The sequence below is a fragment of the Candidatus Zixiibacteriota bacterium genome (assembly GCA_016933955.1).
In the GTDB taxonomy this organism is placed as follows: domain Bacteria; phylum Zixibacteria; class MSB-5A5; order GN15; family PGXB01; genus JAFGTT01.
In genome coordinates this window covers 73789-100326 of the sequence record JAFGTT010000018.1, presented here as the reverse complement: position 1 = coordinate 100326, position 26538 = coordinate 73789, and the positions used below count along the sequence as shown (strand labels likewise).

General features: G+C 49.9%; 22 protein-coding genes. All 22 read right to left on the bottom strand.

All coding sequences use genetic code 11. From position 1 onward, the window contains the following. Positions 1-6: 6 nt before the first annotated feature. The 22 genes from JXQ28_06570 to JXQ28_06465 all read right to left on the bottom strand — a co-directional run bounded on the left by JXQ28_06570 (position 7) and on the right by JXQ28_06465 (position 26350). A complete protein-coding gene (locus JXQ28_06570) occupies positions 7-252 on the bottom strand; it encodes a hypothetical protein (GenBank protein ID MBN2277393.1) in 246 nt (81 codons plus the stop codon). Then, on the bottom strand, positions 252-638 hold the full coding sequence (locus JXQ28_06565; GenBank protein ID MBN2277392.1) for a DUF5320 domain-containing protein: 387 nt from the start codon (positions 636-638) through the stop codon (positions 252-254). Before JXQ28_06565 ends, JXQ28_06570 begins: the two co-directional genes overlap by 1 nt. 49 nt (positions 639-687) lie before the next feature. Beyond that, on the bottom strand, positions 688-1050 hold the full coding sequence (locus tag JXQ28_06560) for a NifB/NifX family molybdenum-iron cluster-binding protein (protein MBN2277391.1): 363 nt from the start codon (positions 1048-1050) through the stop codon (positions 688-690). Between the two features lie 10 nt (positions 1051-1060). Next, positions 1061-1474 (bottom strand): hypothetical protein, encoded by a 414-nt coding sequence (locus JXQ28_06555; GenBank protein ID MBN2277390.1) that lies wholly within the window; start codon positions 1472-1474, stop codon positions 1061-1063. 156 nt (positions 1475-1630) lie between these two features. Continuing rightward, on the bottom strand, positions 1631-2971 hold the full coding sequence (locus JXQ28_06550; protein ID MBN2277389.1) for a sigma 54-interacting transcriptional regulator: 1341 nt from the start codon (positions 2969-2971) through the stop codon (positions 1631-1633). 151 nt (positions 2972-3122) lie between these two features. Further along, positions 3123-3794 carry a porin family protein gene (locus JXQ28_06545; protein ID MBN2277388.1) on the bottom strand — a complete coding sequence of 224 codons (672 nt, stop codon included), beginning with the start codon at positions 3792-3794 and terminating at the stop codon, positions 3123-3125. A 239-nt stretch (positions 3795-4033) separates the two neighbouring features. After that, the gene (locus JXQ28_06540; protein ID MBN2277387.1) at positions 4034-5362 is read right to left on the bottom strand and encodes a TolC family protein; all 1329 of its coding nucleotides are present in this window, start codon (positions 5360-5362) and stop codon (positions 4034-4036) included. A 4-nt stretch (positions 5363-5366) separates the two neighbouring features. Then, positions 5367-8480 (bottom strand): efflux RND transporter permease subunit, encoded by a 3114-nt coding sequence (locus JXQ28_06535; protein ID MBN2277386.1) that lies wholly within the window; start codon positions 8478-8480, stop codon positions 5367-5369. Between the two features lie 55 nt (positions 8481-8535). Beyond that, a complete protein-coding gene (locus JXQ28_06530; GenBank protein ID MBN2277385.1) occupies positions 8536-9588 on the bottom strand; it encodes an efflux RND transporter periplasmic adaptor subunit in 1053 nt (350 codons plus the stop codon). An 80-nt stretch (positions 9589-9668) separates the two neighbouring features. After that, complete coding sequence (locus JXQ28_06525; GenBank protein MBN2277384.1) at positions 9669-10100, bottom strand: MarR family transcriptional regulator; 432 nt, start codon at positions 10098-10100, stop codon at positions 9669-9671. Positions 10101-10326: 226 nt separating this feature from the next. Further along, positions 10327-10707 carry a response regulator gene (locus JXQ28_06520; protein ID MBN2277383.1) on the bottom strand — a complete coding sequence of 127 codons (381 nt, stop codon included), beginning with the start codon at positions 10705-10707 and terminating at the stop codon, positions 10327-10329. A gap of 42 nt (positions 10708-10749) precedes the next feature. Next, positions 10750-11268, bottom strand: a complete 519-nt coding sequence (locus JXQ28_06515) for a response regulator (protein ID MBN2277382.1) — start codon at positions 11266-11268, stop codon at positions 10750-10752. Positions 11269-11290: 22 nt separating this feature from the next. Next, positions 11291-12748, bottom strand: a complete 1458-nt coding sequence (locus tag JXQ28_06510; GenBank protein ID MBN2277381.1) for a PAS domain-containing protein — start codon at positions 12746-12748, stop codon at positions 11291-11293. A gap of 1 nt (position 12749) precedes the next feature. Continuing rightward, positions 12750-13160, bottom strand: coding sequence for a response regulator (locus JXQ28_06505; GenBank protein MBN2277380.1), 411 nt, complete (start codon positions 13158-13160; stop codon positions 12750-12752). 16 nt (positions 13161-13176) lie between these two features. Continuing rightward, the gene (gene hybB, locus JXQ28_06500; protein MBN2277379.1) at positions 13177-15033 is read right to left on the bottom strand and encodes a Ni/Fe-hydrogenase cytochrome b subunit; all 1857 of its coding nucleotides are present in this window, start codon (positions 15031-15033) and stop codon (positions 13177-13179) included. Next, positions 15026-15790 carry a 4Fe-4S dicluster domain-containing protein gene (locus tag JXQ28_06495; GenBank protein MBN2277378.1) on the bottom strand — a complete coding sequence of 255 codons (765 nt, stop codon included), beginning with the start codon at positions 15788-15790 and terminating at the stop codon, positions 15026-15028. The genes hybB and JXQ28_06495 overlap by 8 nt, the downstream gene beginning before the upstream one ends. Further along, entirely contained in the window at positions 15787-16491 is a 705-nt protein-coding gene (locus JXQ28_06490; GenBank protein ID MBN2277377.1) for a hypothetical protein, read from the bottom strand. The genes JXQ28_06495 and JXQ28_06490 overlap by 4 nt, the downstream gene beginning before the upstream one ends. A 2-nt stretch (positions 16492-16493) precedes the next feature. Next, positions 16494-17966 carry a (Fe-S)-binding protein gene (locus JXQ28_06485; GenBank protein MBN2277376.1) on the bottom strand — a complete coding sequence of 491 codons (1473 nt, stop codon included), beginning with the start codon at positions 17964-17966 and terminating at the stop codon, positions 16494-16496. Between the two features lie 63 nt (positions 17967-18029). Continuing rightward, entirely contained in the window at positions 18030-18797 is a 768-nt protein-coding gene (locus JXQ28_06480) for a hypothetical protein (GenBank protein ID MBN2277375.1), read from the bottom strand. A gap of 173 nt (positions 18798-18970) precedes the next feature. Beyond that, on the bottom strand, positions 18971-20323 hold the full coding sequence (locus tag JXQ28_06475; GenBank protein MBN2277374.1) for a sigma 54-interacting transcriptional regulator: 1353 nt from the start codon (positions 20321-20323) through the stop codon (positions 18971-18973). 163 nt (positions 20324-20486) lie between these two features. Continuing rightward, positions 20487-22280 (bottom strand): outer membrane protein assembly factor BamA, encoded by a 1794-nt coding sequence (gene bamA / locus JXQ28_06470; GenBank protein ID MBN2277373.1) that lies wholly within the window; start codon positions 22278-22280, stop codon positions 20487-20489. Continuing rightward, positions 22277-26350 carry a translocation/assembly module TamB domain-containing protein gene (locus JXQ28_06465; GenBank protein MBN2277372.1) on the bottom strand — a complete coding sequence of 1358 codons (4074 nt, stop codon included), beginning with the start codon at positions 26348-26350 and terminating at the stop codon, positions 22277-22279. The genes bamA and JXQ28_06465 overlap by 4 nt, the downstream gene beginning before the upstream one ends. Positions 26351-26538: the final 188 nt, after the last annotated feature.

The following is a 26538-nucleotide window of genomic DNA, read 5'->3' as shown; positions in this document are numbered from 1 at the left end:
GAACGATTACTTTCTGGTCATTGGCTGACCGCATTTGGGGCATTTGATTTCATAGCATGGGACACCCTGCTGGTGCTTAACCTTCTCGCCGCATGACGGGCAATAGCATTCCCCGCCCGGACCCAAAGCTCTTCCGCCGCCGCGGCCCATTCCACGACCTTTGCCCTGACCGCCGCCTTGACCGCCTCCGCGGCCGCCGCCCTGACCGCCACCGCGACCGCCGCCTTGACCACCGCCACCTTGCATACTCATTATGACTCCTTCCTTGATTTCTCAAGTTGTTCTATTCTCCGGTTAATATCTTCAAGCGTGCTCTTTAGATAGCCAGCCTGGTCCTTCAATTCAGCCAGTTCATCCTGACCGGTTGCGGCGGGTGCATACCCCGTCGCCGCATACCCGGCCGGATAATAGGGTCGATTCCACCCGGGTAGTCCGGTAGCATAGTACATATTTCGCCAACCCCGGCCGCCGCCGCCGAAACCTCTACCGCCACCACGGCCCATCCCCCGGCCGGAGCCGAATCCGCCACCCAAAAAGCGGTTCATGTATCCTGGCCTTCCATATCCGGCACAGAAGCCGGCTCCTCGTCCGGTCATAGGCCCCTGGCCCATCGGACCGGTTCTGTCTCCACCCGGCATAATATCCTCCTTTGTCTATTAATTCTACGCGCCAATAAAGCGTCCGGCATTACATCCAATGTCCTTCGACATTGGCACCGGTGCTTACTTTCAATTCGTTGTTGCGGGCCATTTCAATCGCCTGAGCCACCGTCCCATCGGCCCATTGGGCCGCCTTGATCCCGGCCGCATTCAGAGTTGCAAAAGCTTTCGGGCCGAAATTTCCCGAAACTACCAGGTCAACCTTCCGGCCGGCCACATTCCGGGCGGCCTGGATTCCCGCCCCCTGGGCGGCATTGACATTCTGACTGTTTTCGACGGCCTCGACACTGCTGTCGGATGTATCAAAGATAATAAAGTACGCGGCCCTGCCGAACCTTGGATCGACCCGGCTGGAAAGCTCTTTACCCTGCGATGAAACCGCTATTCTCATAAATCCTCCTTTATTCCCGGCCGCCGCGCCTTCCGCGTCGACAACCATATCCGCGATGTCCCCGGCGACGCCGACAACCGGGTAGCCAGAAATCCTCATTTTCAAGATTGCCCCGGGTATGAGCCGCGATGATATCATCAACCTGCCCGCCGAACCAGGGGCTGATCGGCACGCCGGCACCCGAAAGCATTTGTTCCAGTTGATGAGAAATCGCCCCGCAAATCAAACGATCGATCTTCAACCCGGAAATAAAACGGGCCCGACCGACCAAATTCATCGGCGGTATCGGGATAATTCGGCGAGATACTTCATGTCCCCCGACTATCTCGACCACCAGCAGATTACCGGCGGTATCCATGGTCGGTGAAATCCGACCTTCCCATTCTGGAATGGCAACTCTCATACTGATGATACCATTAAGCATAGACCGTGCCATTCCCGGTCAATGATCTAAAGATTGAAATAATTTATTGTAATACAATAAGATAGTGGTTGTATCAGTAATTATTGACAGGACTGAGCGCGAATGAAAAGATTGCGATATTGCAACCATTGAAGAAATGTTATTGCAATTATGCAGTTATTTTTGATTGGGTGGTTTAATCCTCAGCCGGTTCATTTTACGCCACAAAGTGGTTTTGTGTATTCCCAGTTCGCGGGCCGTTCGGGCCCGATTCCAGTTGTTGCGACGGAGAGCCTCGGTGATATAGACGGCACTGAGCTCTTCCAGCGAGGCCGATGGAACAGCCGGACCTTCATCTTTTGGCCGGACATTTTCAGGCAGATCGGAAAGATTAATAATCGTTCCTCGACACATGACAAACCCGTGCTCGATGATATTTTCCAGTTCGCGGATATTACCGGGATAATCATAACTCATCAGCCGGGCCAGGGCATCGGGAGCGATATCGGAGATCAGCTTTTTTTTAAGATGATTGAAGCGGCGGATAAAATGATCGATCAACAGCGGTATATCTTCGCGGCGTTCGCAGAGCGGGGGCAGTTTAATTTTGATGACATTCAACCGATAGTACAAGTCATCCCGGAATTTTCCGGCGCGTACCAGCTTCTCCAAACTCCTATTGGAGGCGGCGATAATCCGGACATCGGTTTTAATCGATTCAGTCGCCCCCAGGGGTTCATAAGTACGCTCCTGGATTACCCTGAGTAACCGCACCTGAAGGGCCGGCGAGATATCCCCGATTTCATCCAGAAAAATGGTCCCGCCTTCGGCAAGAGCAAAACGGCCCGGTTTGTCTTTCCGGGCATCGGTAAAAGCCCCGGCCCGATATCCGAACAATTCTGATTCCAGAAGGGTATCCGGGAGAGCCCCGCAGTTGACCACCACCAGGGGCTTTCCCTGGCGGCCGGAAAGATCATGCAAGGCCATGGCGATCAATTCCTTACCGGTCCCGCTGGCCCCCTCGATTAAAACCGTGCTGTCGCTTTCGGCCACACCCGGCAGGATATCGAATATTTTAAGCATTTCGTTATTCTTACTGATAATGTCATGGAAAGAATATTTTTTCTCGAGTTCCCGCCGCAGTTCCTCGATAACACTCAGGTTTCGGAAGGTTTCCACCCCACCGATAACATTACCCTTCTTGTCTTTCAAAACCGCCGTGGATATGCTTATCGGAATCCGGTTACCCGAGGAGTCGATAACATAAACCGCCCGGTTTACCGCCGGACGCCCGGTTTTGAATGACTCTCTCAGGGCACAGCTTGATTCACAGATCGAGGCATGAAAAACATCGCAACATCGTTGCCCGATCGCTTCCTCTTTTGATATTCCGGTTATTTCCTCGGCGGCCCGGTTAAAGGAGGTAATCCGCCAGTCTTTATCAACCGTGAAAACCCCATCGGCAATGGAATCAAGGATAATCTCGGTAGTCTGATCGTTTTTGGTTTTTCCGGCCATATTCAAACATCCATTAACATCTTTCAAGATTATACGGCCGTAGTTGCAAAAATGCAACCATTTTATTTGTTTCCGGCATTTATCAATTCAATCGTGGTTTAATAAGATCGGGAGACGGCCAAAGCCGTCTCCCGCCAGGAAGGACCGGCAATTACATGCCGGTGAGAGGAATGTAATAGGTTAATCCGACATTAATATTGATATCCCCGAGATTGCCGAATTCTTCCCCGAATTTATCTTTATCCTCGCTGAAGATCATCAGATACTGCCCTTCGGCGAAAAGCGACAGGTTCGGGGTAGCATAGACTTCAAGACCGGCGCCGAAATTTAAACCGAAACTGGTTTTTTTGAATTCCTCGCCGTTTTCCATAATTATAGCATCGCCACCGGGACCGTCATCGGTGGCTTTCCACGGCACCAGTGCCACCCCCGCCTTAACAAAAGGATTGAGCCGGTTTTCGGGATTATTGAAGAACGATCCTAAATTCAATATGCCGTTAAGGTATATCTGTGGAACCACGACATTGGGTTCATTTTCCGGATCATCATTGACATCATCCTTCATTTTCATAAAGGCGTAACGGAAACCGGTCTCGATCGAGACCTCCTTGATGATACCATAGTTAACATGGACTCCGAAAGCCGGTCCGAGATCAAAGAAATCGCTGAAAGTGCTGTCGGTGGTAATATCACCCCCGGCCGGGATAGACAGTCCACCGTTAAATCCCAGTCCCAGTTTTCCGGTGGCCTCGAAGGCATTGGCCGGCACGGTGAAGAACATCAAGACAATGACTGTGACACTCAATAATGTGACACGTTTCATGATTAATCTCCTTATGCTGTTATAAGACTTCCCTTTTTCATTAATGTTAAAATCGCCAGTCTATTTTTCCCTTCTTTCGCCCCCCTTTTAAATTAAGTGCATATACACTTATGTTGTCGAAAAAAACGATAACGTTTTTACAGCTATCAACCTCCTTTCCTTTTTGTACATGTTCCCGTTCTATAAAAAATGAACCGTGAAAAAATATTGAACCCGTCATCTTTAGCAGTCCCTCCCTATTACCGGTGGTCTGTTTGCACGGCACCGGTGGCTTTCTCCCAATCAAAGTAGGCATCCAGATATTCGTACACCGCCGCATAGTACCCGTTCGTGGCCTGATCCAGAACAACCCGGCTGTCTTTCAATTCGAGCTGGGTTGCCAGTCCGGATTTTGAAGTCGCTTCAGCTATGGCAAAGGCCTTCTCGGCCGTTTTCAAAGTCGCCTCGGCCGCGACAATACGCTTATTGGCTTCTTCAAGGCGGAGCCGGATACTTTCAATCTGTTTCTCGATATTTTCCCGGGTGCGATCGATATTGATTCGGGTTTTGTCCAGTTCGATCCGTGCTTTCTGGACTTTGGCCCGGGTGGAACCACCGGTGAAAATCGGGATCGAGAGATTCAATCCCGCTATAAAACCGTCGTTTTCCTCGTCCAGACTCCATTCATCCGACTGCGCCGAATAAGCATATGTCAAGCTACCGGTCAACGTCGGCAGATAGGCTGACTTCTCGGCCCTGACACCTGTTTCGCGAAGTTTCTCCTCCCATAACAGGGCATTGAAATCCGGACGGCTTTGCAGGATCGACTCCAGGGTCGCCATCTTCGGAAGTTGGGGATATTCATCGAGATTGCCGTCGAGCACCATATCCTCTTCAACCGGGATACCGGCCAGATTTTTCAGATTGATCAGGGCGATGTTGTAATTCTTTTCCGCTTCGGTGGTTCGGGGAACGTAATCTTTATAGCGGACCTCTGCCTGAAGCAGTTCGAATTCTGAAACCAGTCCATTGTCGAAAGCCCTTTTGACATCAAGATAATTCTCATAGGCATTGTGCTCCGATGCCTGCGAAACATCTAAAACCACTTTGAGAAGCAGGGTCTGATAAAAGGCTTTTTTGGAATAAGTCATGATTTCCTGGTATGAAGCATCATACACAAAATCAGATAATTTTTGATACTGCCGGGCCGCTTTAACGGCATTATACACTGCCCCGTTGAACAGCGTTTGGCTGATCACCACATTGGCGCTGTACTCATTATTTCTGGTGATGGGGAATTTCGAAATCCCGGCCTCCTCCTCACCCGTCAGCGCGGCCATATCCATGTACATATACATTTCTGACAGATTACGAGTGTAACCGGCGCTGGCCGAAACATGCGGCAAAGCCCCGGCCATCGCTTCTTTCTTGTTGGCACCGGCGATACGAAGTTCCTGCCGGGCCAGTTTCAGATCTTTGCTGTGCCTCTCAGCCAGATCGAGGAATTGTTCGAAGTTATATTCCCCGGCTTCAATGGTCGGAGTCAGGAGTAGAATCAGATATATCAATAAAAGTGACAGCCTTTTCATTTCTTTATCCCCTATCAGCAATTGCAGTTGTGGTCATGGGTTTTTTGGATCTTGACACAAAACTCATCAGGGCCGGGATTATAAACAGAGTCAGGATGGTCGATACCACCAGCCCGCCGATAGTGACAATACCCATGGGCTGGCGGAATTCGCGGCCGGAAGCACCCAATCCCAGAGCCATCGGCAGCATACCGAGGATAATGGCCACCGCCGCCATAATAATGGGACGCAGTTTGACCGGACAGGCTTCCAGAAGGGCCTCGTTAACGGACATGCCTTTCTCGCGCATCAGAATATTGGCATAATCCAGTATTAAAATGGCGGTATTGACGACAATTCCGACCAGCATGACAATTGCCATCATGGCCAGAATATTCATTGTCATCCCGGTCAGGATCATGGCCCAGATAACTCCGATCAGGGCAAGCGGGAATGTCCCCAAAACTAAAAGGGGTTGGACCAGATCTTCCAGAATGGCCGCCAGAAGCATATATGTCAGTACAATTGCCAGTATCAGGGCCGTAAACATTTCCACGATAGCTTCCTTCATCATTTCCGCCGTACTGCCCCAGCTGATTTTGTATCCCGGCCTAAAGTCGATGCCTTCAATCCGGCGTTCGATTTCAGCGGTAACATCTCCAAGAGGCACCCCCACCGCCGGGGAACCCTCGAATTGAATGGCCTTGAACTTATCGATATGAAGTATTTTATTCACTCCGATATCGAAATCAATATCGGCCAGCTGGGATAGAGTATAATTCCTTTCTTTGCCCGCTATCGCAAGATTGGCGACTTCCTCGGGGGTATTCAGCGAGGCATCTTCAATCATCACGCGGACATCATATTCCTCGCCGGCATCCCGGTACTGCGTGGCTACCAGCCCGGTAAGCGCCCCGCGAAGCTGCATGGCGATATCATACACCGTCAGCCCGGCATCGGCGATTTTTCTTCGATCCGGGATAATACTGATCTCCGGCTGACCGGAACGAGAACTGGTATTCAAATTTACCAACCCGGGGATGTCTTTAATCATAGAGGTAATTTCATTCTTATATTCTTCAAGCTTATCAAGATCCTGTCCTTTCAGATAGAATGATATCGGCGCCTGACTGCCCATGTCCATGGATGAAACGGCGCTGATGCGAAGAATAATATTCGGCATATCGGACAATTCGCGGATAAACAAATCGGCCGTCTGCCGGGTAGTCAATTCCCTGTCGCCGATTTTAGCCAGCTTAATTTTCATGAGAGCCAGATTTGTCCCCTGCGTCAACATATTGATCTGCCCCAGCTGAGTGAGGATAGTACTGACACTGGGGTCGTGCCTCAGGCGATTTTCGATCTTTTGCAAAACGTCAGCCGTCTCATTCAGGCTGTATCCGACCGGAAGTTCGGCCTGAATCTGGATATCGCCTTCATCCATATTGGGTGTAAATTCAAAGCCTATTTTTCCGGCAAACATTAAGGTTACGAGAAACATCAAAACGCCGGCGGCAACGACAAGTCCCGAACGCTTCTTTGAGTGCAGGACTTTCTCGAGAAGTCTTTTGTACTTTTGTTCGAACATTTTATTCAAGGATTCGAAATAATCGCCGATACGATGGGCTTTTTTATTCCCGTTACCGTTGGCTTCCGGAAGTACAATGGAAGCCAGCATCGGCGTCAGCGTAAACGAAATCAGGAGCGAAAAGAGAGTGGCAAAGGTCACCGTCAGGGCAAAGGCCTCGAAAATCTTGCCGAGTATTCCCGCCATATTGGCAATGGGAAGGAAAACCGCAATATTGGTGGCGGTCGAAGCCAGAACCGCCACGACGACTTCCGAAGTTCCGACGGCGGCCGCTTCTTTCCGGTTTTTACCCATGAATTTATGCCTGAAGATATTCTCGATGACGACGACCGAATTACTGACCAGAATACCGACCGAGGTGGATAAGGCCATAAGTGTTATGATATTCTTGCTGTAATCCATCATATTCATCAGCAGAAAGGCCGAGAGAATCGACATCGGCATGGCCAGCGCGATAATAATGCTTGATCTCATATCGTGCAGAAATATGAGCAGTACCAAACCAGTCAAAAGAATACCGAGGATAATATTGGTGATCGTATCATCCACGGTATCGCCTATAAAGATCGACTTATCGGTGACGATATCCAGATGGCAGCCGGCCGGAATAATTTGCTCAAACTCGGGCATCATTTCCCGAACCGACTTTGAAATATCGACGGTATTGCCATCGGGAGTTTTTATAAGACTGATCAGAACAACATCGGGATTACCGATTTTATCCAGATTATTGTAGAATGATGTTCGCTCCCGGACTTCGGTTCCAGCATCTTTAATTTCCGCGATATCTTTTAACGGCTTGTTACCGTAAGCGGTCGGTATTTCCAATTCCGAGATTTCATCGATACCTTCGAATTGCCCGGTCATACGAACCGTATATTCCTGACTGCTGTTTTCAAAATGACCGCCGGGCATATCGAGATTCTGGGCGCCGAGCACCTGTGTCAGTTGCGTCATGGATATATTATTTTGAAAGACCGCCCGGTCGTTCAAAATAACCTGAATTTCGCGTTCCCTGCCCCCGGTTACATCTGCCCTGGCAACACCTTCGATCTGGGAGAATCTGTCCTTGAGTGTTTTGTCGGCTACATCCCAGAGGTTGGTTATCGGAATATCACCCGACAGGACAATATCGATAATGGGAAATTCCTGGAGGTCGATTTTCTCGATGGTCGGCGCTTCGGCATCATCGGGAAGATCGTTTATAATAGCATCGACCTTGTCTTTAACCTCCTGATTGGCGATGTCGACATCCTTATCCAGCTCGAATTTGATGATTACGAACGAAAGCCCTTCCATTGAATAGGAAATTATCTGATCGATTTTACTGACGGATGAAACCGCATCTTCTATTTTCTTGGTAATCTGCGTTTCAATTTCCTTCGGTCCCGCACCGGCATAAATAGTCTGGACGGAAACATATGGAATATCTATATCCGGCATAAGATTCAGGGGCATTTTGAAGAAAGCCAGCGCACCGAAGAGAAGGAAGACGATCAGGAACATGCTCATCATGATTGGCCGCTTGATTGATATATTGGATAAAAACACTAATTATCTCCTTGCTATGATACCTTGTCGCCTAAAATGATCATGACTGCCATATTCAATTGTTCAAGGCGGTTTGTCCGGATTCGATAATACGAATCTTCTTGCCTTCTTCAAGATGGATCTGCCCTTCGGTTATAAGCATCTCTCCCATCATTAAGCCATCAATTATCTCGACCTCAAGTCCACCGCTGCCGCCCAGCGTCACTTTTCTTTTATGAGCAGTATTATCTTCAGCAACAAAGACATAATTGACATTATCCTGAGTGACTATGTTTTTTCTCTCAACCACGACCGCTTGCGAATCATGATAAATCGAAACCATGATCCCGGCCGTAACACCGCACCTGATAGCTTTTTCGGGATTGTCGAATTCAATTACCACGCCGAAAGCCTGGCGGTTCTGATTCATCGACATATCCACCTGCACCACCCGGCCCTTGAGGGTTGCGCCGTTCCAGCGAGCGGTGGCCTCCTGCCCGAGTTTGAAACTGCAGATATGCTTATCTGAAACCCATATCCTGGCCTTAAGATGATCTATCTGAGAGATAGCAAAAAGCTCATCATCCTTATGGACATTGTCGGATTCGACCACATTCATCCGGGTTAAAATCCCGCCGATCGGAGCCTTAACCAGAACCGACTGCCTGACCGCGTCCCAGTTGGCCGCGGCCACTTCATAGGCCGCCTGGGCATTGTCAAAATCCTGTTTTGACAGCCCGCCGGTTTCGAAATAACTCCTCATCCGAGCGAAGGTTGTTTCGGCATTCTCAAAGGCCACCTTGGCCTGAAAATACTTGGCCGAGGGGTTATCGGTCGGGAAAGTCAACACCACTGCATCTTTCTCGATATAGTCGCCGACTTTGTAATTGATGCGATCGATTTTATCGGCGATAGCGGCATAGGCCGATGATTCCTTTATACCGGTCAGGACGGCATTATATTCCAGTTCGCTGGAGAATCCGGTCGGAACAACCGGCTCCACACAAACCGGGATGCCTTCCTCGGCATATATCTGCTCCATGCTCTTAGACTCGACTTCACGCCCGCAACCGACCAACAGGCCTGCGGCCAAAACCAGCCCAATCGAACCAATCCAAAAGTTTCTCATATTTCTCTCCTTTTTTATTCCCTGTTCAAAAGTCATACTGTATCTACATTATATGCATATGCATATATATTGTTAAAAAATTATCCCCTCCCAATATTATCGGCGATTTTATGCAGAATTTCAGCGGCCTTGAGAATATCTTTTTTGCCGATATCCCTGAAGACTTCCGCGGCAAACTGCTTTCTCAGTGTATCCATAGAGGTCATTTGGTCTTTAGCCTGGCGTGTCAAATATATCAATTTCTGCCGGCTGTCATTCTGGTCGGGGACTCTGACAACCAGATTTTTCTTCTCCAAACCGTTTATCATTCTTGAGGTTGTGGTTCTATCACGATCTGTTCGTTCGGCAATCTCACCGATTTTCAAACCTTCTTCCATACGAAGGATAAATAAGACCATAGCCTGTTCGAAAGTGAAATCGAAATTGATCTCGGAAAACCGTTTCCGCCCGTATCGTTTCAACAACAACCAGACCCGGCCGACTCCATCCATTATGTCCTGCCTGTTTTCCATTGCCGACCTCTTAATTCTTATTCTTTCTATCTGATACGTGTCAATTTTACATTTGTTGTATATGCATATAATATTTTCGGCACAATGTCAAACGCTTTTTAATGTTTTTTGAAAATAAATTATAATCACTTGAAAGCTAATTAATTAACAAATGGAAAAATATGGCTCGATTGTTTGAATAGCGGCAGGCAATAGCCCCAATCCCATTGATAACAGGTAAGTCCAATCAGCCGATCAGATTACGGATTGTCTCCAGAAGGTTGTCGCGATTGACCGGTTTTTCAAGGTAGCCGGCAGGTGCCGGAAACGATTTAACTTTGGCTATGAAATTTTTAAGATCGCCCGGGGCCCCGGTAATGATGACGACCGGAATGTCTTTGGCCTTCTCCGACTTAATCAGTTTATGATACATTTTGACGCCTGATTCACCCGGCATGGAAATGTCGAGAGTAATCAGATCCGGGGCCTGGTCTTCCGCCTTTTCGAAACCATCCCGCCCGTTGTCGGCCGATATAACATCATAGCCGTTCTCGCTGAAAAACAGAGTCAGCCATTCAACCTGGTCGGCTTCATCCTCGACAATCAAAATTCTCTTTTTATCGGCCATAGTCCTGCGCTCTCCTGTCTATGGGCGGCGGTGAGACCCCGCTCATTTTTTCTTATTTATAATCTTGCGGAGTTTTTTCAGGGTTTCCGGATCGGCTTCATCAATGAGGTTTTTCAGTTCATTTTGAAGTTCCACCTGATCCGCCATTTCTTTTTCCTCGTCCGTGGAGTCGAGCCCCAGAATGCGTTTAACGGCGGCCACGTATTTATCCGGCCTGATCGGTTTTTCGAGGTAAATTCCCGGGCCCGACATGGTCAGCTCTTTCAGGTCGGCCTTTCCGAGATCATCCCGGGCATGACCCGTCACGATAATAATCGGAATATTGGCCCAGGCTTTATTTTTGGTCAAATCGCGATGGAATTTGGCCCCTGATTTTTTAGGCATAACCAGATCGAGCGAAATCAGATCGGGCACCTGCTTTTTAACCTCTTCCAAAGCTTCGAACCCATCGGCGGCGGTCCGGACTTTGAAGCCGGCCTCGACCAGAGCCAGTTCCAGAAAATTCCTGACATCATCCTCATCATCGACGACCAGAATCGTCTTTTCGGCCGGGTCGGTCATATACATCTCCTTTTTATATATTCTAACTCTCTTTATAGAGCATTTCAAGTCGTTTTCGGGGAAATTCCATTCTAAAACGGGTTCCTTTCCCCTTTTCCGATTCAACAATGATGGCTCCGCCATGCTCCTGGACCAGTTTTCGGGTAGTGAGAAGCCCCAGTCCGGTCCCGCCTCCTCCTTTGGTGGTGAAGAAGGTCGTAAAGATTTTTTTCTTTATTTCATAATCCATACCACTTCCGTTGTCGGTCACCTCGATAACCAGTTTGCCCTGCTCGCCGCGGGTGGCAATAACCACTTCCGATCCTTTCTGGTCGCCCATCAGGCAAGCATCGATGGCATTCGAGACAAGATTGGTCAGGCAGGTGTGAATGGCATCGGGATCAAGCGGGGCCGGGGCAATTTTCGGATCGAGATTGCCTTTGAGCTCGATCCCTGATTTGGCGGCGATATCCTTATAGAGATCAAGTATTTCCCGGACGAGAACATTGGGATCGGTCATTTTCAGTTTCGGCAGACGCCCTTTGGAAAAACTTAAAAAGTCCTTCACCAGTGAGGTCGTCTTGTCGAAATTGCGGTCGAGCATTTCACTGCCGCGGTCGATTAATGAACGGTCGTCCTTCTGGAGTCCCAGGCTGATCATGTATTTACCGCCCTCGAGCCCCATTAAAATATTCTTGATGCTGTGGGCCAGCCCGGCCACAGTTTGACCGACGGCCGCCAGCCGCTCGGCCTCGAGCACTTCTTTTTCGAGTTTCTTGATTCTGGTGATATCATTGGAGATTTCGATTACATGAGCAATTCGTTCCCCGCCGCGGACCAGGGGCGAAGTGGTGACGGCATAGTCGATCTCCTGTCCCCGTTTCCCGATCCCGGTTTGCTCCAGCCGGTGAATTTTGCCGTCGCGGAAAGTCCGTGTAGCCGGGCAACGGGGGCATTTTTTGTCGCGCCGTTTATACACTTCGTAGCAGTACCGCCCGAGAACATCACCGAAACTGTTGCGAAAGCTTTCATTGGCCCGAACAATGCGGTAGTTTTCATCGATGACGGTTATATAACAGGGAACGCGGTCGAAGAGGACATTATACTCCTGTTGCCAGTTGCCAGTGTCGGTCACGACCGACGAGATTTCGACAATAAAATCGACCGGACCATCGGGATCGAGCCGCAAAGGGGCGCTCTGGATGACATGGTGAACCCAACGGTCGTTTTTATCGGCTACCACCGTGTCGACCACACGGGTTCGGCCGTCTTTAAAAATATCATGATGGGAGCAAACCGCGCATGGTGTTTTCTGTTTCTTGTAAACACTGAAACACTTTTTACCCTGCCAGTCGCCGAAATATTCCCGAAAATTATTGTTGGCCTCAATAATATTATAGTCACGGTCAATTATGGCGACATTAAACGGCACCTGCTGGAAAAACTGATCATACAGCAGCTCGTTAAGGGCCTTCGATTTTTTGCTCTTGCCGGACGGCATATTATTCTTCCTTTCCGGCGGTTTTACCCGCTGAGGTCAGGATGGCGATGGTCTCGAGAAAATCATCGACCATGATCGGCTTTTCGATAAAGCGTTCCGGCGGGGGGATCGAGCGATCGGGAACATAGGCCCGAAAATCAAATTCCCCCTGTTGAATCGCACCGCTGATCATGACCACCGGTATATTTCTGAAAGTATCCATTGCTTTCAACCGAACATAAAAAGATAGCCCGGTTTCACGGGGCATCATGATATCGAGACAGATAAGATCGGGCCGATGTTTTTTGATCATGTCCGCGGCACTCCGGGTGTCGCCGCAAACCACCGTCTCATAGCCGTTAGCGGTCAGGACGGTATTGAGATATTCGATCACATCCGGTTCGTCCTCGATTATCATCACCTTTATACTCATGGCATCCCTGTCGACATTACTGGACTTTCATCTGCGGCAGAACTACCGGATTGATACCCGGTTTGACCGCTTCATTTCGAAGCAATTCAATCCTATTCTCGGGCGGCACCTGACCGTGACAACCACCGCATTGGGCCAGCATCGGTTTTTCAGGGTGAGCCGCCGCCGCCTGCTGGTGGCAGGGGATACAAAGATCATGCATGGCATCGACATATGAAACGGCCAGGTAATTATCGAAGGTTATGGTGGAATTGGGCGCTACCAGATCCTTGTGACAGTCGGCACACTGCTTCACGGTCGCCGTTGTACGCAGTTGCCCGGCCGGGTGACATTTATCGCAGGCGATATTAGCGCCGCTGGGCGATGAATGCCAGGTATGATCGAAAATATCGGCCCTCGTAAACATTTCTTTATGACATTTCCAGCAACCGCTGTTCTTGTCAAAGGGAATATTCATATGGTGGCAGGTGACACAACCACGGCCGCTCCTGGCTTCCTCGGCATGACGGGTATGATCAAACGAAACACCGTAGTTATTAAGATTGCCATCGATATAAAGCGTATCCCCGCCGCGGGCGGACGTCACCGGCACCTCATCCATGCCTTCGCTGTGAATCTTATTATCCGGAATCATGGCGAAACCGATCGCAAAGCTGAAAATAAAAGCCAGGGAGTAACGGGTGCGGGCGGCAATGCTCGGAGATCCCAGCCAGACACCGGAAGCTCGGTCAAAAGTCGGCAGGGCAAAAGGATCGGTCCGCGGATCTTTCGGCTTTTTCTCCCAAACATGAAATTTCTCGATAGCAAACATAAAGGCCAGCGCGGCCGCCGAAACCACCCCGAAACTGATGGCGAATTCCATCCATGACGGGAAATAGGTATCGCCGGTAGCGCGAATCATGGTCAGGCCGCCGATATTGATGCGATTAAAAATCATCCCGAAAACGACCATGGTAGCCCCGATCCACTGCCAGTTACGATTGTACTGCAGACGGCGGACGGAGAAGATCACCATCGGAATGATAGTTGAAATCAAAATTTCAGCAAGGAATAATACCGATTCCCGGCTGGAAGTAAATATCAGGCCGAATTTGCCATTGGCGATAATATCTATCATCCGGACAACCAGATAAATACCCAGAACCCAGACGGCAATCCCACCCAGCTTGGCCGTTCGGGCCGTATCCGAATCCTTACGGTACACCCAGTGCGTGGTCAGGCTTTCGAATATAATCATCATGAATCCGAGAGCCACCGCCGAGATGAAAAAGAGAATCGGCAGGATATTAGTGTACCACAGGGGGTACAGCTTGTACGGCATAATCAGAAAGAGCGAACCAAGCGATGACTGGTGCAGGGTCGAAAGCATAATTCCCAACATGACCAGCGGGAAACGGAGTTTCATCAGGAAACTCCTGATTTTCGCATACCGGCTTTGTTCCTCGAGCGGCACCGGACTGAATTCCAGAAGCAGGACAGTGGTGTACATCATCACGCACCAGCCGACCTCGAACAGCGGGGAATGGGGATTCCAGAAAATAATCATATGCCAGATATTCCAGGGCAATCCAAGATCGAACAACAGCCCGACCACGACGGCAATATAGCCCAGGAAGGCGGTCAGGACAGCCGGCTTGACAAAGTTGTGGAATTCCTCGCGCCTCATGATATAAAAGAGGGCGGTGATAACAAAACCGCCGGCGGCCAGAGCCACCCCGCTCATGACATCAAAACCGATCCACAGCCCCCACGGCGTGGCATCGGTCAAATTGGTGGCGGCTCCCAGCCCGAACAGGAACCGGGTGATCCCAACGGCTGAGGCCAGACCAACAATGATCCACAGTATGGTTTTGGTGATCTGCACTCTATTCATCTGTCTTACCCTCATTTTCATCTTTCCGGAGTTTCATGCGGCGGCGAACGACCCAATTGATTCCGTACATCACCGCCCCCATACCGACAAAGGCGATGGGAACGGCGTTCATGGCCGGGGCTGTGGTTCTGGACAGAGCCACCGACCCCAGTTTGGGCTGATAGGCCAGAAATCCCAGATCGATGTCGGAGATATAAAGTACCGAGGTTCCTCCGACTTCGTGTTCACCCCAGATATGGTCGACATACAAATTCGGATTATCCTGGATTCTCTGGCGGGCGATTTTAATTAGTTCTTCCCGCTCTCCGAAAATAGTCGCTTCCTTGGGACAGATTTCGGTACAGGCCGGTTGCTTACCTTCTTTTATCCGGTCATAACAGAGAATACATTTACGGATATATGGCACGGTATCGTCCCAGTCGTAGCGCGGTATCCCGTACGGACAGGCCATCATGCAGTACCGGCAGCCCAGGCACTTATCATTATCGTAGACCACCGCACCCTCGGGGGTGGTATGCAGGGCCCCGACCGGACAGGCCGAAGCACAGGCCGGGTCGATACAGTGGCGGCACTGCTTGCGGACATAATGGTTTTCCGGCAACTGCAGAATCGAAGTCCAGTTCCTTGCCGAGAGACCGTCCATTTTCTGCCACTCCCGGGGCACATCGGTTTCCAGATGGTTGACTTTCTTGCAAGCGGTCACGCATTCCAGACAACCGATACATCGGGTAATATCAGTCAGAATGGCTTTGCTCATACCGGTTCCCCTTTCTTGTTCAGAGTGGTGCAAACCTTGTCATCGGTATCCGGCGGGAATTTCCAGGCCACCGCGGCGACATACTGCGACAGGGGCATCAGCACGCAATGAGCGATTTTGGTGAAAGGCATCAAAACGAAAATCAACTCGCCCGCCAGAATATGAATTAGCATCAGGGCCTGGTAAGCCTTGGGGCCGACCCCGAGATGAGCGCAGATGAAACCGGTCACGAAGGGAATCAGAAGGGCTATCGGCCAGAGATAATCCTGTTTACGGCTGAGGAAACTCGAGGTGCGGTTGGCGATCCGGCCGACAATCAGGGCTAATCCGGTGATTATGGTCAGAAGTGTCAAACCGTAGGCCCATTTGTACGACAGGGTGAGCCATGGCAGCCCAAGATCATCCTGCCATAGTTTCACATGAGCGTAAAGAAAAATCGGGACCAGGAGCAGACCGATATGAAACAGAATTGAAAAAACAGAATAGACCGGCCGGTTAACAAACACCTTACGAATCGGCACCAGCCATTCCAGCGCCTTGAGAGTGGTTTTGCCCCACGGAACGGTTTTATCACCAGCTTGCCGATAGGCGCGATACAGCTCGAACAGGTCCAGCGCCAGGATGCGGAGTAAGCCGAGTACCATGAGAGCAAAAGACAGGCGAAAAAGCGGTCCCCTGGCAAATTCCAGTAAATGTTCCATGCCTATTTCCCCTCCTCACCGGTACCGGCCTCAGCCGGTATTTTCTTCACTTTGAGTGAATCATCGAAAATGATTGCCTTGTATATCAGATCATGCAAACCGACCACCTCGACCGGTATTTTCTGATCCTCAACCAGTTCCCGCAACTGCTTTTTGCAGTTGGCGCACGGCGCCACCAGATAATGGCAACCCGATCTGCGGATCTGGTCAGCCTTGAGTTTGCCGCCGATAGTCGTGCGGTATGGGCGGATCTCATCAATCGAAACCGTGCCGCCGCCGCCGCCGCAACAGATGTTGTTCGATCCGCTGGGGGTCATCTCAACATAGTTCTTGCAGAATGCCTTGAGGATTTCGCGAGGCTTATCGATAATCCAGCCCTGCCGGGCGATATTGCACGGATCGTGATAGGCCACTTTCTCGGTTACGATATTGGGATCGAGTTTCAATCGGCCATTCTTGAAAACCTCATAGGTATATTCCATGATATTGATAACCGGATAAGCGTCTTTACCACCGCAATAGGTCGGCAGAAAATACTTGGCCGAACGGGAGGCATGCCCGCATTCTCCAATCAGGACTTTCTTGCCTTTCAGTCGTCTTGTTTCGGCATCGATCTTCTTGACAATCCTTTCCAGCATTCTGTCACTGTAAAACAAACCATAGTTGATGCCATCGAAATAGCCGGTCCCGGTGGTCCAGGAATCGCCGGTGGCGGTAAAAACGGCCGCGATCCCCATCAGCGTCTCTGCCTCCATCAAAAAGTCGCTGACAGCCGGAAAAAAAACATATTCACTTCCCTCGACATCAATAGGAAACTTTATCTCCACCTGCTTTTCCTCAAGCATATCCTCTTCGAGAAATTCGAGAGTATCGGTCAGGGCCGGAACGGGGATGGCGGAGGTGTTACCGGTGGCACCCTCGAGTTGTTCCCGGGTACTGACTACCAGCGCCCGCGGGGCAATCCCGATCTCACTGAGGATATATCGTCCCAGGTGGGTGATCAGGCCGTGATCGATTCCCGAAGGACAATCAATTGAACAGCGCCGGCAGGCGGTGCAATTCCAGAAGCTCTCGGCCATTTCCTGGATTTTTTCATCGGTCAATCCCGGATCTCCCAGCAGGCGCCCTTTGAGCATACCGCCGTAGGTAAAATGGCGGCGATAAACGCTCAACAGCAGTTCCGAGCGATAACAGGGTATATCTTTGAGGTCGCCGGTCGCCTGGTAAACCTGGCAACTGACGGCACATCTTGAACACTTGGCGCTCATGCGGATAAAGTGTTCCAGCGCCATGCGGTAGTTGGAATGTTTGAGAATCGCCGCAAAAGCCTCAAGAAACCGGCGGGGCCGGTCGTTCACATCGAAATCCTCGACATGATAACGAACATGGAGCCTCTGCTTCTCCTCCACATCGGGCTTCCGTAAAGATTTGAAAGCCCGCTCTCGTTCTTCGGGTGTGATTCGTTTGGTTCTCATTGGCACTCTTTATATGTTAATTTATTTCTTTGCATCCTGTTCGAGCGATTCATGATATATCTCCTAAACCTGATTTATTCCCGACGAAGCCTGTTCATGACCCTCAACCGGGAATTTTAAAAGCGGAATTTTATCGGAATCCATTTGCGTCGGTCCTGCCGCCATGGCATCGGGACTGATCAATTCGATCCCGTATTCCCGGCATTGCCGGGCGATATTTTCATCACTTGGGAAAACGAAGACGCGCGAATTGTAATCGGTTTTGGCGCAGTAATTGAACTCCCGGATTTCCTGGTCGGTCCGGTAAGTGTGCGCGCCGCAGCAAATGGCCACCCTGATGGTTTTCCGACAAACCGGGCAGGTGATTTCCGCTACCAGATCTATCAGGAAGGAATCGTGCCCGGGGCCGGTCCGGATCTGGTAGCCGTGGCTTTCAAAATGCTTTCTGGTCCAATTGACCAACTCGGTCAGGGTCGGACCGGGTGTGGCCCCGGCCGGAACGGTTGTCTGCTCCGGCGGAAGAATCTGACCCGATAGGTACTGCCTGAGGATATGGCTGGTCAATCCGCTGATGTCGGGGATAACGGTGACTCCCATGGTCGGTAATAAATCCCGGTAAAACCCCTTGATACCGTTGCATATTAAAACATCAATGTCATGAACTTTAAGAAGTCGAACCCGTCGAAAACCTTCTTCATCGCCGCATTTTACCGTCTTTTGAGAGATCAACTCCCGGTTTTCAGTATTCACAATAAGGAAATTACTGGCCGCTTCGAAACAAGGAGCGACACGATTGTTTAAAATCGGGATTGCAACATTTATCTTCATCATTAATGTTGCAATACATATTCCATGCCAAAATCGCAATTACGACCTAATATATTGATATATAATATGTTATAATATTGATAAATAAAGGGCGGGATGCATAAAACGCAACAAATTATCCCCGGTGCAACAATATTGCGTTGCAATTGGTAATTATGCAACGCTAATTTGGAAAGTCAGGCTGTCTTGTGATTGATATTATAGCGTTTTATTTTACGCCACAAAGTGGTCCGATGCATGCCCAGTTCCTCGGCCGCCTTCGAGAGGATACCACCGTGGCGTTTCAGGGCCGAAAGGATACGGGTTTGCTCATCGATTTTCTCGGCGATGGGTGAAATATCATCGGCCATCCCGTAAAGATCATCCTTATGGGCTGTTAAAAGTTCGGTGGGCAGGTGTTCTTTCTGGATAATGCTCCCTTTGCATACTACGAAGGCATATTCGATAATATTTTCAAGTTCTCGAATATTGCCGGGGAAATCGTGACGCAGTAACAGGCTCATGACATCGGGGCTGACGCTTATAATCTTCCGGCCTTTGCGGGCGTTAAATCGCCGGATGAAGTGATCTACAAGGTAGGGAATATCTTCGCGGCGCTCGCGCAGTGACGGCAGTGCGAATTTGACCACGGCCAGACGGAAATAGAGATCCTCGCGGAATTTCCCGGTCGCCACCTGCTGTTTTAAATCACGATTGGTAGCTGCCACCACCCGGATATCGGTCTTGACCGGCGTTGTACCCCCGACCGGCTCGTATTCCCTTTGCTGGAGTAATCGGAGGAGTTTGACCTGGGTGGATAACGGCAAATCACCGATTTCATCGAAAAAAACCGTCCCCCTTTCGGCGGTAGCCAGTTTGCCTTTCTTATCCTGTTTCGCGTCGGTGAAAGCGCCCTTTTTATAACCAAACAATTCCGATTCGAAAAGCTGGTGCGGCAGAGTCCCGCAATTGATAATGACATAAGGATTATCCCGCCGCAGGCTGAGATTATGAATCGCCCGGGCGAATAATTCTTTGCCCGAACCGGACGGCCCCTCAATTAAAACCGTGCTTTCACTCTCGGCAATATCGGGCAGAATGGCAAATAATTTGTGTATTTTGGGGCTTTTGGAGATAATATCCTCAACCGAATATTTCTTGTCGAGTTCCTTACGGAGATGTTCAATCGCAGTCAGATCGCGGAAAGTCTCGACAGCACCCAGGATATTGCCTTTTTCGTCGCGCAGGATGGCAGTGGAGATACTGATCGGGATTTTATCACCGCGGCTGTTGATTATATTGACCGGCCGATCGATCGCCTCGGACCCGGTTTTCAGGGTTTCCTGAAGCAGGCAATTTTCGCAGATATCGGAATGAAAGACATCGGAACAAAATTTACCGATCGCCTTCGAGGCCGGAATACCGGTGATTTTCTCGGCGGCCCGGTTGAAACTGGTAATAATTTTCCGGCTGTCGACCGTGAAAACACCATCGGCAATCGAACTTAGGATTACCTTGAAAAATTTCAGGTTTTCATTTTTGCTATTCATCACGCCATATACGCCAATCAGGCGTTGTCTTAAAACAATTATTTGAATGTAATCCATAAAGGCAATACTGTCAAGGCGTTCGGTAGGATAATCGAGTCATCGACCAGATTTGACGCCAATATTGACTATGGACCTGCAGGATTATTTTGCTGATGCCGGTCGACTAAAAGGTGTTACCCATGCTGAAATAAAGCCGGCCCGATGGCTCTTTACCCTTATGATCGACATTGATTCCATAATCGAGCCGGATAATCCCGATCGGGGTGCTGGCTCTCAGTCCCGCCCCGATTGAGGCACGCATATCACCGAAACGGAAATCAGCGGCCCGCCGCCAGACACTACCGTAATCGATAAAAACCGCCGCCCCGATCATTTTATAGATCACCCGCCGCACTTCGGCAACATTCCAGACCACCATAAACTTGCCGCCGAGTGGGACCCCGGCGCTGTCGAGCGGACCCAGCCGCTGATATTTGAAACCCCGGACCGAGTTCGGACCACCGGTATAAAACCGCTCACTCAGCGGTATCTGATCGCTGGCCCCGAAATAATCCATCCACCCGATTTCCAGCGCCGAGCCGACAACGGTGGCCCGGTTGACAGTTAGAAAATACTTGCCACGGATAATCGAGCGAGCGAAAGTATTATTACCTTTTAAGAAAGCACCGGCGATTTCGTTACTCCACTCGGTGTATATTCCCCTGCTCGGATTAAAAAGATTGTCGCGGGTATCGCGGATCAGCGAGAGGGCAAAACTGCGGATCCGGGAATCAAAATCATCGGGCAGTTCGGTAACCTCGATATGTCTTAATCGAGCATCCTCGGAACGAAAAGCCAGAGAAATATTGGCTTTTTCTCCCAGATTTCGCCCGATGGTCAAACGGCCGCCATAGCGGCTGAGATCGTAACCCGGTTCGACCAGAAATTCGAACAGGAGATTGAGATCGGTCCGCCAGCGGGTCCCGAAGGTCCAGGGTTCGCTGAATGAAGCTTCGGCCCCTCGCTTGATGGCACTGCCGTTGATATTCGTTCCGACCTGCCAGGCCCGGCCGCTGAGATTATGTGAAAGGAGTTCAATCCGGCCGCGTAACTTTTCGACCGAACCGTAGCCTGCGGAAATATTGAATTCGCTGGCCAGGCTTTCTTTCACCTCAACCAGGATATCCCGGGCGGTAGAATCCGGATCGCCCGCCTCCTGAGGCCGGATAAAAACGCTTTCGAACAGGCCGGTCAAATACAGCCGCCGCTGGGCCGTCATCAATTTGGAATACCGGACGATTTCGCCGGGCGCGAAATCCAGTTCCCGCCGGATTACATAGGGGCGGGTTTTTACATTTCCGCTCAGGTTGATTTTGGCGATATTCGCCCGGGATCGTTCGATAACAGTGAAATCGATGATGGCCAGATAAGTATCGCTGTTGATCCGAATATCGGGCTTGATTACGGCATTAAGATAACCCTGCTCAGCATAAAGGTACACCATCGCCACCATTCCATCCTGAACCAGATTGCGCCGAAAAGGATCACCTTCATGGATTTTCAACTCATGCAACAATACCGAATCGGAAAATACGGTATTACCGAAGATCGTCACGCCGGCCACCCGGGTCAATTTGCCTTCTTCGATCTTGAGATTTAGATCGACCCGGGCCGATGATGAATCGTAGTGGATGACGGTATCGACCATTTTCATTTCAAGGTAGCCATTTTGATGGTAGAAGGTCACCAGATTATCGAGATCATTGTAAAGAACATCGGGATAAAAATTCGAAGAACTTAAAAAAGACGAAGGGCGGGTGAGCATCAACCGTTTCAAACGTTCGGGCCTGAAAGCCCTGGTTCCGCTTATTTCCAGACGGCGGACTTTGAATCTCAGGTCGGAATCCGCGTTAGTGGCAACAGCCATCATTACCATCGCCAGTGCAACCTGAATGACAAACATCATCGGTCTTTTCATCGGAATTTCACTCCGTACTTAAGGCCGATCGAGGATTTGCCGAGTTGGTCGGTCTGGCCCTCTAGCGAAAAATGACGGGTCAGGCGATAATCGAGCCGGATACTCTGTTCGTTCAAATAACCGACCGTGGTCGTGTACGTGACCCGGGCCCGTCCGGAAATCTGTTTGGCGGCGATCAATTGCGGCCCGCCCGATTGATTGAAATCGAACAGGTTACCCTCGACCGACACCTGATCGAGCCCGAAAACGGCTCCGAGCCGTCGCGAAACATAACCCGAAATTTTCTGGCTTGACAGCATCTGGGCCCGCTCCATAAGCGCATTTTTTGTCCCCTGGTCTCGGCCGATCAACTGGCCGCTGGTCACCCCGAAAGTCAGCAGGGAAATTATATCGGTTTTATCGAGAACCGGTTCCGAGATCAGGCCATACTGCAATTCATTGAGTTGCCCGGAAGCCGAAAATTTAATGGTATACGCTGTTGCTTCCAGAGCCTGGTAATTGGTCACTTTGGCTTCGGCGGCCAGATCGACTTCCGGATTAAAACGATTTGGATCATAGAAAAAGACCACCCCCTTCTTAACCTGAAATTTCCGGTCGAGATAGAGCAAATACCCTTCCTCGATCGTTACTCTTCCGGAAAAATTGGGTTTAATGGGGCTGCCGATAACCCCCAGTTCGGTATGAATCCTGATTCGCGCCAGGTTATTATCCACCCAGAGGCGGCTGGATTCCCGGATGCGAATATCGATCCGGGTTTGATCCATGAAAGCCGGTAGTTCCGGGGCGGTCTGTTCCACTGACCGAGCCCAGGGCAGGATGGACTGGGGTTTGAAATTGACCGTCAACCGCGACTCACCCAATTCGATATCACCATCAAGCAGATAATGGTCGTCGTTCCCGGTGTAATTAAGGCGGGCCGATGTTAAATCAATACTATACTGCTGGTTCCGCGATACCCGAACACTGTCAATTGCGGCTTTAAGGTTAATTGCCTTTACTTGCTCCTGTTCATGTACCAGATCACCGTTTATAAAGATTGACCCGCCTCCAGGACTAAGATACAGAGTGTCGAGTCGGATATTGTTATCAATAAAAGTAATCGCGATTATACCATTTTGAAGGGGCTGATCCAGCATGACATGCCGGAATGCCAGATCTCTGATTCCGAGATGTCCGGTTATTTCCGGCCCGGAGGCAGGACCGAAAACAGATAGCTGACCATCCACCAATCCGGACAATTCTCTGATATCGGGCATCAGCGGAAGAACGGTCTCAAGGTCGAAATGCTCAATTGATGCTTCGAAATCAAGGGAATCAGCCGAAATATGGCCATCGCAACGAACCCGGCCATAATCGGAGAAATTGAAATAAAGGCTGGTATTCAGCCGTTTCCATTCCGAAACAGTCAGGAACCCCTCGATTGAAAGCGGGTTTTCGAGAATGACCGCGGTTGCCTTCTCAAAAGAAATTAAAGAATCCCGAATTGTGGTTTTAATTTCAATCCGGCTGACAGGTCGGTCTTCCGGGCCCGGTGTCAGTTGTCCGTCATGAATCTCGCACCATCCCCACAGATTCGGTGACAGCGCGGTTCCGTTCCATTTAAGTTCCAGTGACATGCGGCCTGACGGCTTCATGCCTTCAGGGAGTAAAGACTCCAGAGCCTGAAGTTGAAAATCCGAGGCGCTGATTTTCCCCCGAATTATGGCATTATCATCCAGAATTAAATCGCCGGCGCTGTCGAATTCAAGAGGTATGACGGCCGCGACCGATAGCTTTTGTCCCTTACCGATGAGTTGCAGGTCATTTAATTCCAGGATGTTATCAGCCAGCCTCAGTCTTGCAGTCGCGGAATCGAAGGTCATACCCCGGTAATTAATTTCCTCCGCCCGGAACCTGAAAAGCCCCAGAGGTCGGCCGGGCAGACCATTCATATCGAAAACAAATTCCGCCGTACCCTTCAGATCAAGCGAATCATGCAGAAGACCGGTTAATTCGTCAAGCGCCAGATTCTCGCCAATGCCGCGGCAGGTCCAGTTGAGACTGTCGGAAAGATCAAATGAGGTGGAAATATTTCCGATCGGGGATACCTGTCTCGTTATCTGATCTGAAATAGCGGCAGTATCCTGCGAAGGCGACTTCAGGGTCTGAAGATCTATATTCAGATGTCCTTTTAAATCCGTCAGACTGAATTCCGCCTGCGGGATAATCACCAGGGAATCGCGATACATCGCCCCCTTGTTAATCGTCGCCTGCCGGTCGGCCAGAGATATTTCAAGGAAACCCGAATCAAGAGCCCAACCGGCGTAACCCGGCTGATACAATTCAATGGCAATATTCCCCGTCGGATTGTCGATAGTTCCGCTCACCCGCCCTTGATAGCCATATTGACCGGAGAAGGATTCGAGATAAAAGGGCGCCCCGGACGAAGAATCGGAAGCTCCCGCGAAGGACAGATTTTCAATATTTAAAACATTGTCTTTATAAATCATCCCGGCGACAAGAGTATCAATCGGGAAATTTCGGTAACGTAAACCCTTTCCGTTGATTTGGGCATCAAATGATGGTGAATCAAGAGGCCCATCAATCAGACCCGAAGCATTCAGTTGCCCGATTAAGTCCGGTTGGTTGAAGAGCCCGGCCATCGGTTCGAGATTTTTAATGGAGGCCGCAAAATCCCCTTTAAGAAATCGATCCCGAATCCGGATATGAGATGTTATATCGAAATTTTCCTGATGGACGTTAAGTGAAGTCAATCCATTCTCGAAATTAACCCGGGCATAAAAATCGGGCAACGGCTGTCCCCGATAGCTGGCTTTTAAAACATCCAAATCCGCCTTAACCGACCAACTTTCGATTTCCCGGCCATAACCCTCGAAAGCCAGGGATCCGGTCAATGTTCCCAGATAGGGAGCCGTTTCTTTGTAGACAGCCGTCCATAACCGGGGTAAAGAGATTTTATTAAGATTAATCCAAAGGCCGGTGGCCAGACTGCTATCCAGAACAGTATAGCCATGGCCGGCCAGAGATCCGCCCAGAGTCCGGATATTCATGGAATCAAGAGCCAGAGTATCACCTTCAAGGCGGGAGACAATCAGACCCTCACTGGCTGCCACATTGAGAAACGAAACATCGGAAAAGGCCAGGCGGGCGGAAAGCTCGGGTTGTTGAAGAGACCCGTCGACAGCCACATTCAAATCAATATCGCCGATATGATCCGGAGATGATAGCTGATAGATTTCAGACGCTCTCCGTATCAGGGAACCGGGTCGACCGCTCAGATGCAAATCGCCATTCACGTTGGTCTGTTCACCGAATTTGAGCGCGGCGCGGGCTTCCAGACGCAGGCTGTCGGTTTCGGCACAGGTCATTTCCATTGTCAAACCTGAATCGTCGATTATTCCTCCGGTTTCGATATCGGTCAGGAGGAACGGCAGGTTTTCATAGACTGCGGCAAGACTGTCGATTGCTATCCGATAATCATATTCATCGGTGCCGTCTTTTTTAATATGGCCATGAACATTATGGATGCCGGCTTGAATCTCAAGAAATTCATCAAGATAATTCAATGCCATGTTATTCAGGGAAATATCGCCCGGAACCACGGAAAAGCCGGAGGATGATTCGACCGTGTCGGCGGTTAGTTCGGAATTCATCAGTGTATCCAGAAAAGCTATATTGAAACGGCCGGTTGAATCACGATACAGATTAATCGCGGCGGAATCGAGATAGACAGTGCCGATAACAATTTTCCGTCTCCAGATTTCAGCCAGGCTGAATTTAACCCGCAGGTTCTTCAGGAGCAAAAGCGGGTGGTCGCGGTCGTCGTTATTTCCGGCGATTTCCAGATTCTCGATTTGGAGACGCGAAAACAGGTTGGTTTCCAGCCGGCCAATAGAAACCGCCCGGCCGGTATAATCACTCAACCATGCCGCCAGTCTATTTTTGATCAGACTTTCCCCCGGGGGAAGAATCGCCAATGTAACAGCCAGAATCAGCAGAATGGCCGCCACCATGGCGGACCAAAAAAGCCCTTTAAGAAATCGACGGGTTATATTCCGGTTTTCATACATGAGAGGGTCTATGCCGTTTTTGGAATTTACACCGGTCAGTCGATTCGGCGCGGCCGTTTTCTCCTCGTTATCAATCGGTCTTATGGTACTATATAGGTAATAAGCCTTCTTCGCACCAGACAATATTGTACAAAATTGAAGAGATTAAATTACCGAATCGCCTGTTCCATTACCCCATATAATCGGTA

Coding starts and splice junctions, on each gene's coding strand:
- JXQ28_06570 (MBN2277393.1), bottom strand. CDS start 252: ATGAGTATGCAAGGTGGCGGTGGTCAAGGCGGCGGTCGCGGTGGCGGT.
- JXQ28_06565 (MBN2277392.1), bottom strand. CDS start 638: ATGCCGGGTGGAGACAGAACCGGTCCGATGGGCCAGGGGCCTATGACC.
- JXQ28_06560 (MBN2277391.1), bottom strand. CDS start 1,050: ATGAGAATAGCGGTTTCATCGCAGGGTAAAGAGCTTTCCAGCCGGGTC.
- JXQ28_06555 (MBN2277390.1), bottom strand. CDS start 1,474: ATGCTTAATGGTATCATCAGTATGAGAGTTGCCATTCCAGAATGGGAA.
- JXQ28_06550 (MBN2277389.1), bottom strand. CDS start 2,971: ATGGCCGGAAAAACCAAAAACGATCAGACTACCGAGATTATCCTTGAT.
- JXQ28_06545 (MBN2277388.1), bottom strand. CDS start 3,794: ATGAAACGTGTCACATTATTGAGTGTCACAGTCATTGTCTTGATGTTC.
- JXQ28_06540 (MBN2277387.1), bottom strand. CDS start 5,362: ATGAAAAGGCTGTCACTTTTATTGATATATCTGATTCTACTCCTGACT.
- JXQ28_06530 (MBN2277385.1), bottom strand. CDS start 9,588: ATGAGAAACTTTTGGATTGGTTCGATTGGGCTGGTTTTGGCCGCAGGC.
- JXQ28_06525 (MBN2277384.1), bottom strand. CDS start 10,100: ATGGAAAACAGGCAGGACATAATGGATGGAGTCGGCCGGGTCTGGTTG.
- JXQ28_06520 (MBN2277383.1), bottom strand. CDS start 10,707: ATGGCCGATAAAAAGAGAATTTTGATTGTCGAGGATGAAGCCGACCAG.
- JXQ28_06515 (MBN2277382.1), bottom strand. CDS start 11,268: ATGACCGACCCGGCCGAAAAGACGATTCTGGTCGTCGATGATGAGGAT.
- JXQ28_06510 (MBN2277381.1), bottom strand. CDS start 12,748: ATGCCGTCCGGCAAGAGCAAAAAATCGAAGGCCCTTAACGAGCTGCTG.
- JXQ28_06505 (MBN2277380.1), bottom strand. CDS start 13,160: ATGAGTATAAAGGTGATGATAATCGAGGACGAACCGGATGTGATCGAA.
- hybB (MBN2277379.1), bottom strand. CDS start 15,033: ATGAATAGAGTGCAGATCACCAAAACCATACTGTGGATCATTGTTGGT.
- JXQ28_06495 (MBN2277378.1), bottom strand. CDS start 15,790: ATGAGCAAAGCCATTCTGACTGATATTACCCGATGTATCGGTTGTCTG.
- JXQ28_06490 (MBN2277377.1), bottom strand. CDS start 16,491: ATGGAACATTTACTGGAATTTGCCAGGGGACCGCTTTTTCGCCTGTCT.
- JXQ28_06485 (MBN2277376.1), bottom strand. CDS start 17,966: ATGAGAACCAAACGAATCACACCCGAAGAACGAGAGCGGGCTTTCAAA.
- JXQ28_06480 (MBN2277375.1), bottom strand. CDS start 18,797: ATGATGAAGATAAATGTTGCAATCCCGATTTTAAACAATCGTGTCGCT.
- JXQ28_06475 (MBN2277374.1), bottom strand. CDS start 20,323: ATGAATAGCAAAAATGAAAACCTGAAATTTTTCAAGGTAATCCTAAGT.
- bamA (MBN2277373.1), bottom strand. CDS start 22,280: ATGAAAAGACCGATGATGTTTGTCATTCAGGTTGCACTGGCGATGGTA.
- JXQ28_06465 (MBN2277372.1), bottom strand. CDS start 26,350: ATGTATGAAAACCGGAATATAACCCGTCGATTTCTTAAAGGGCTTTTT.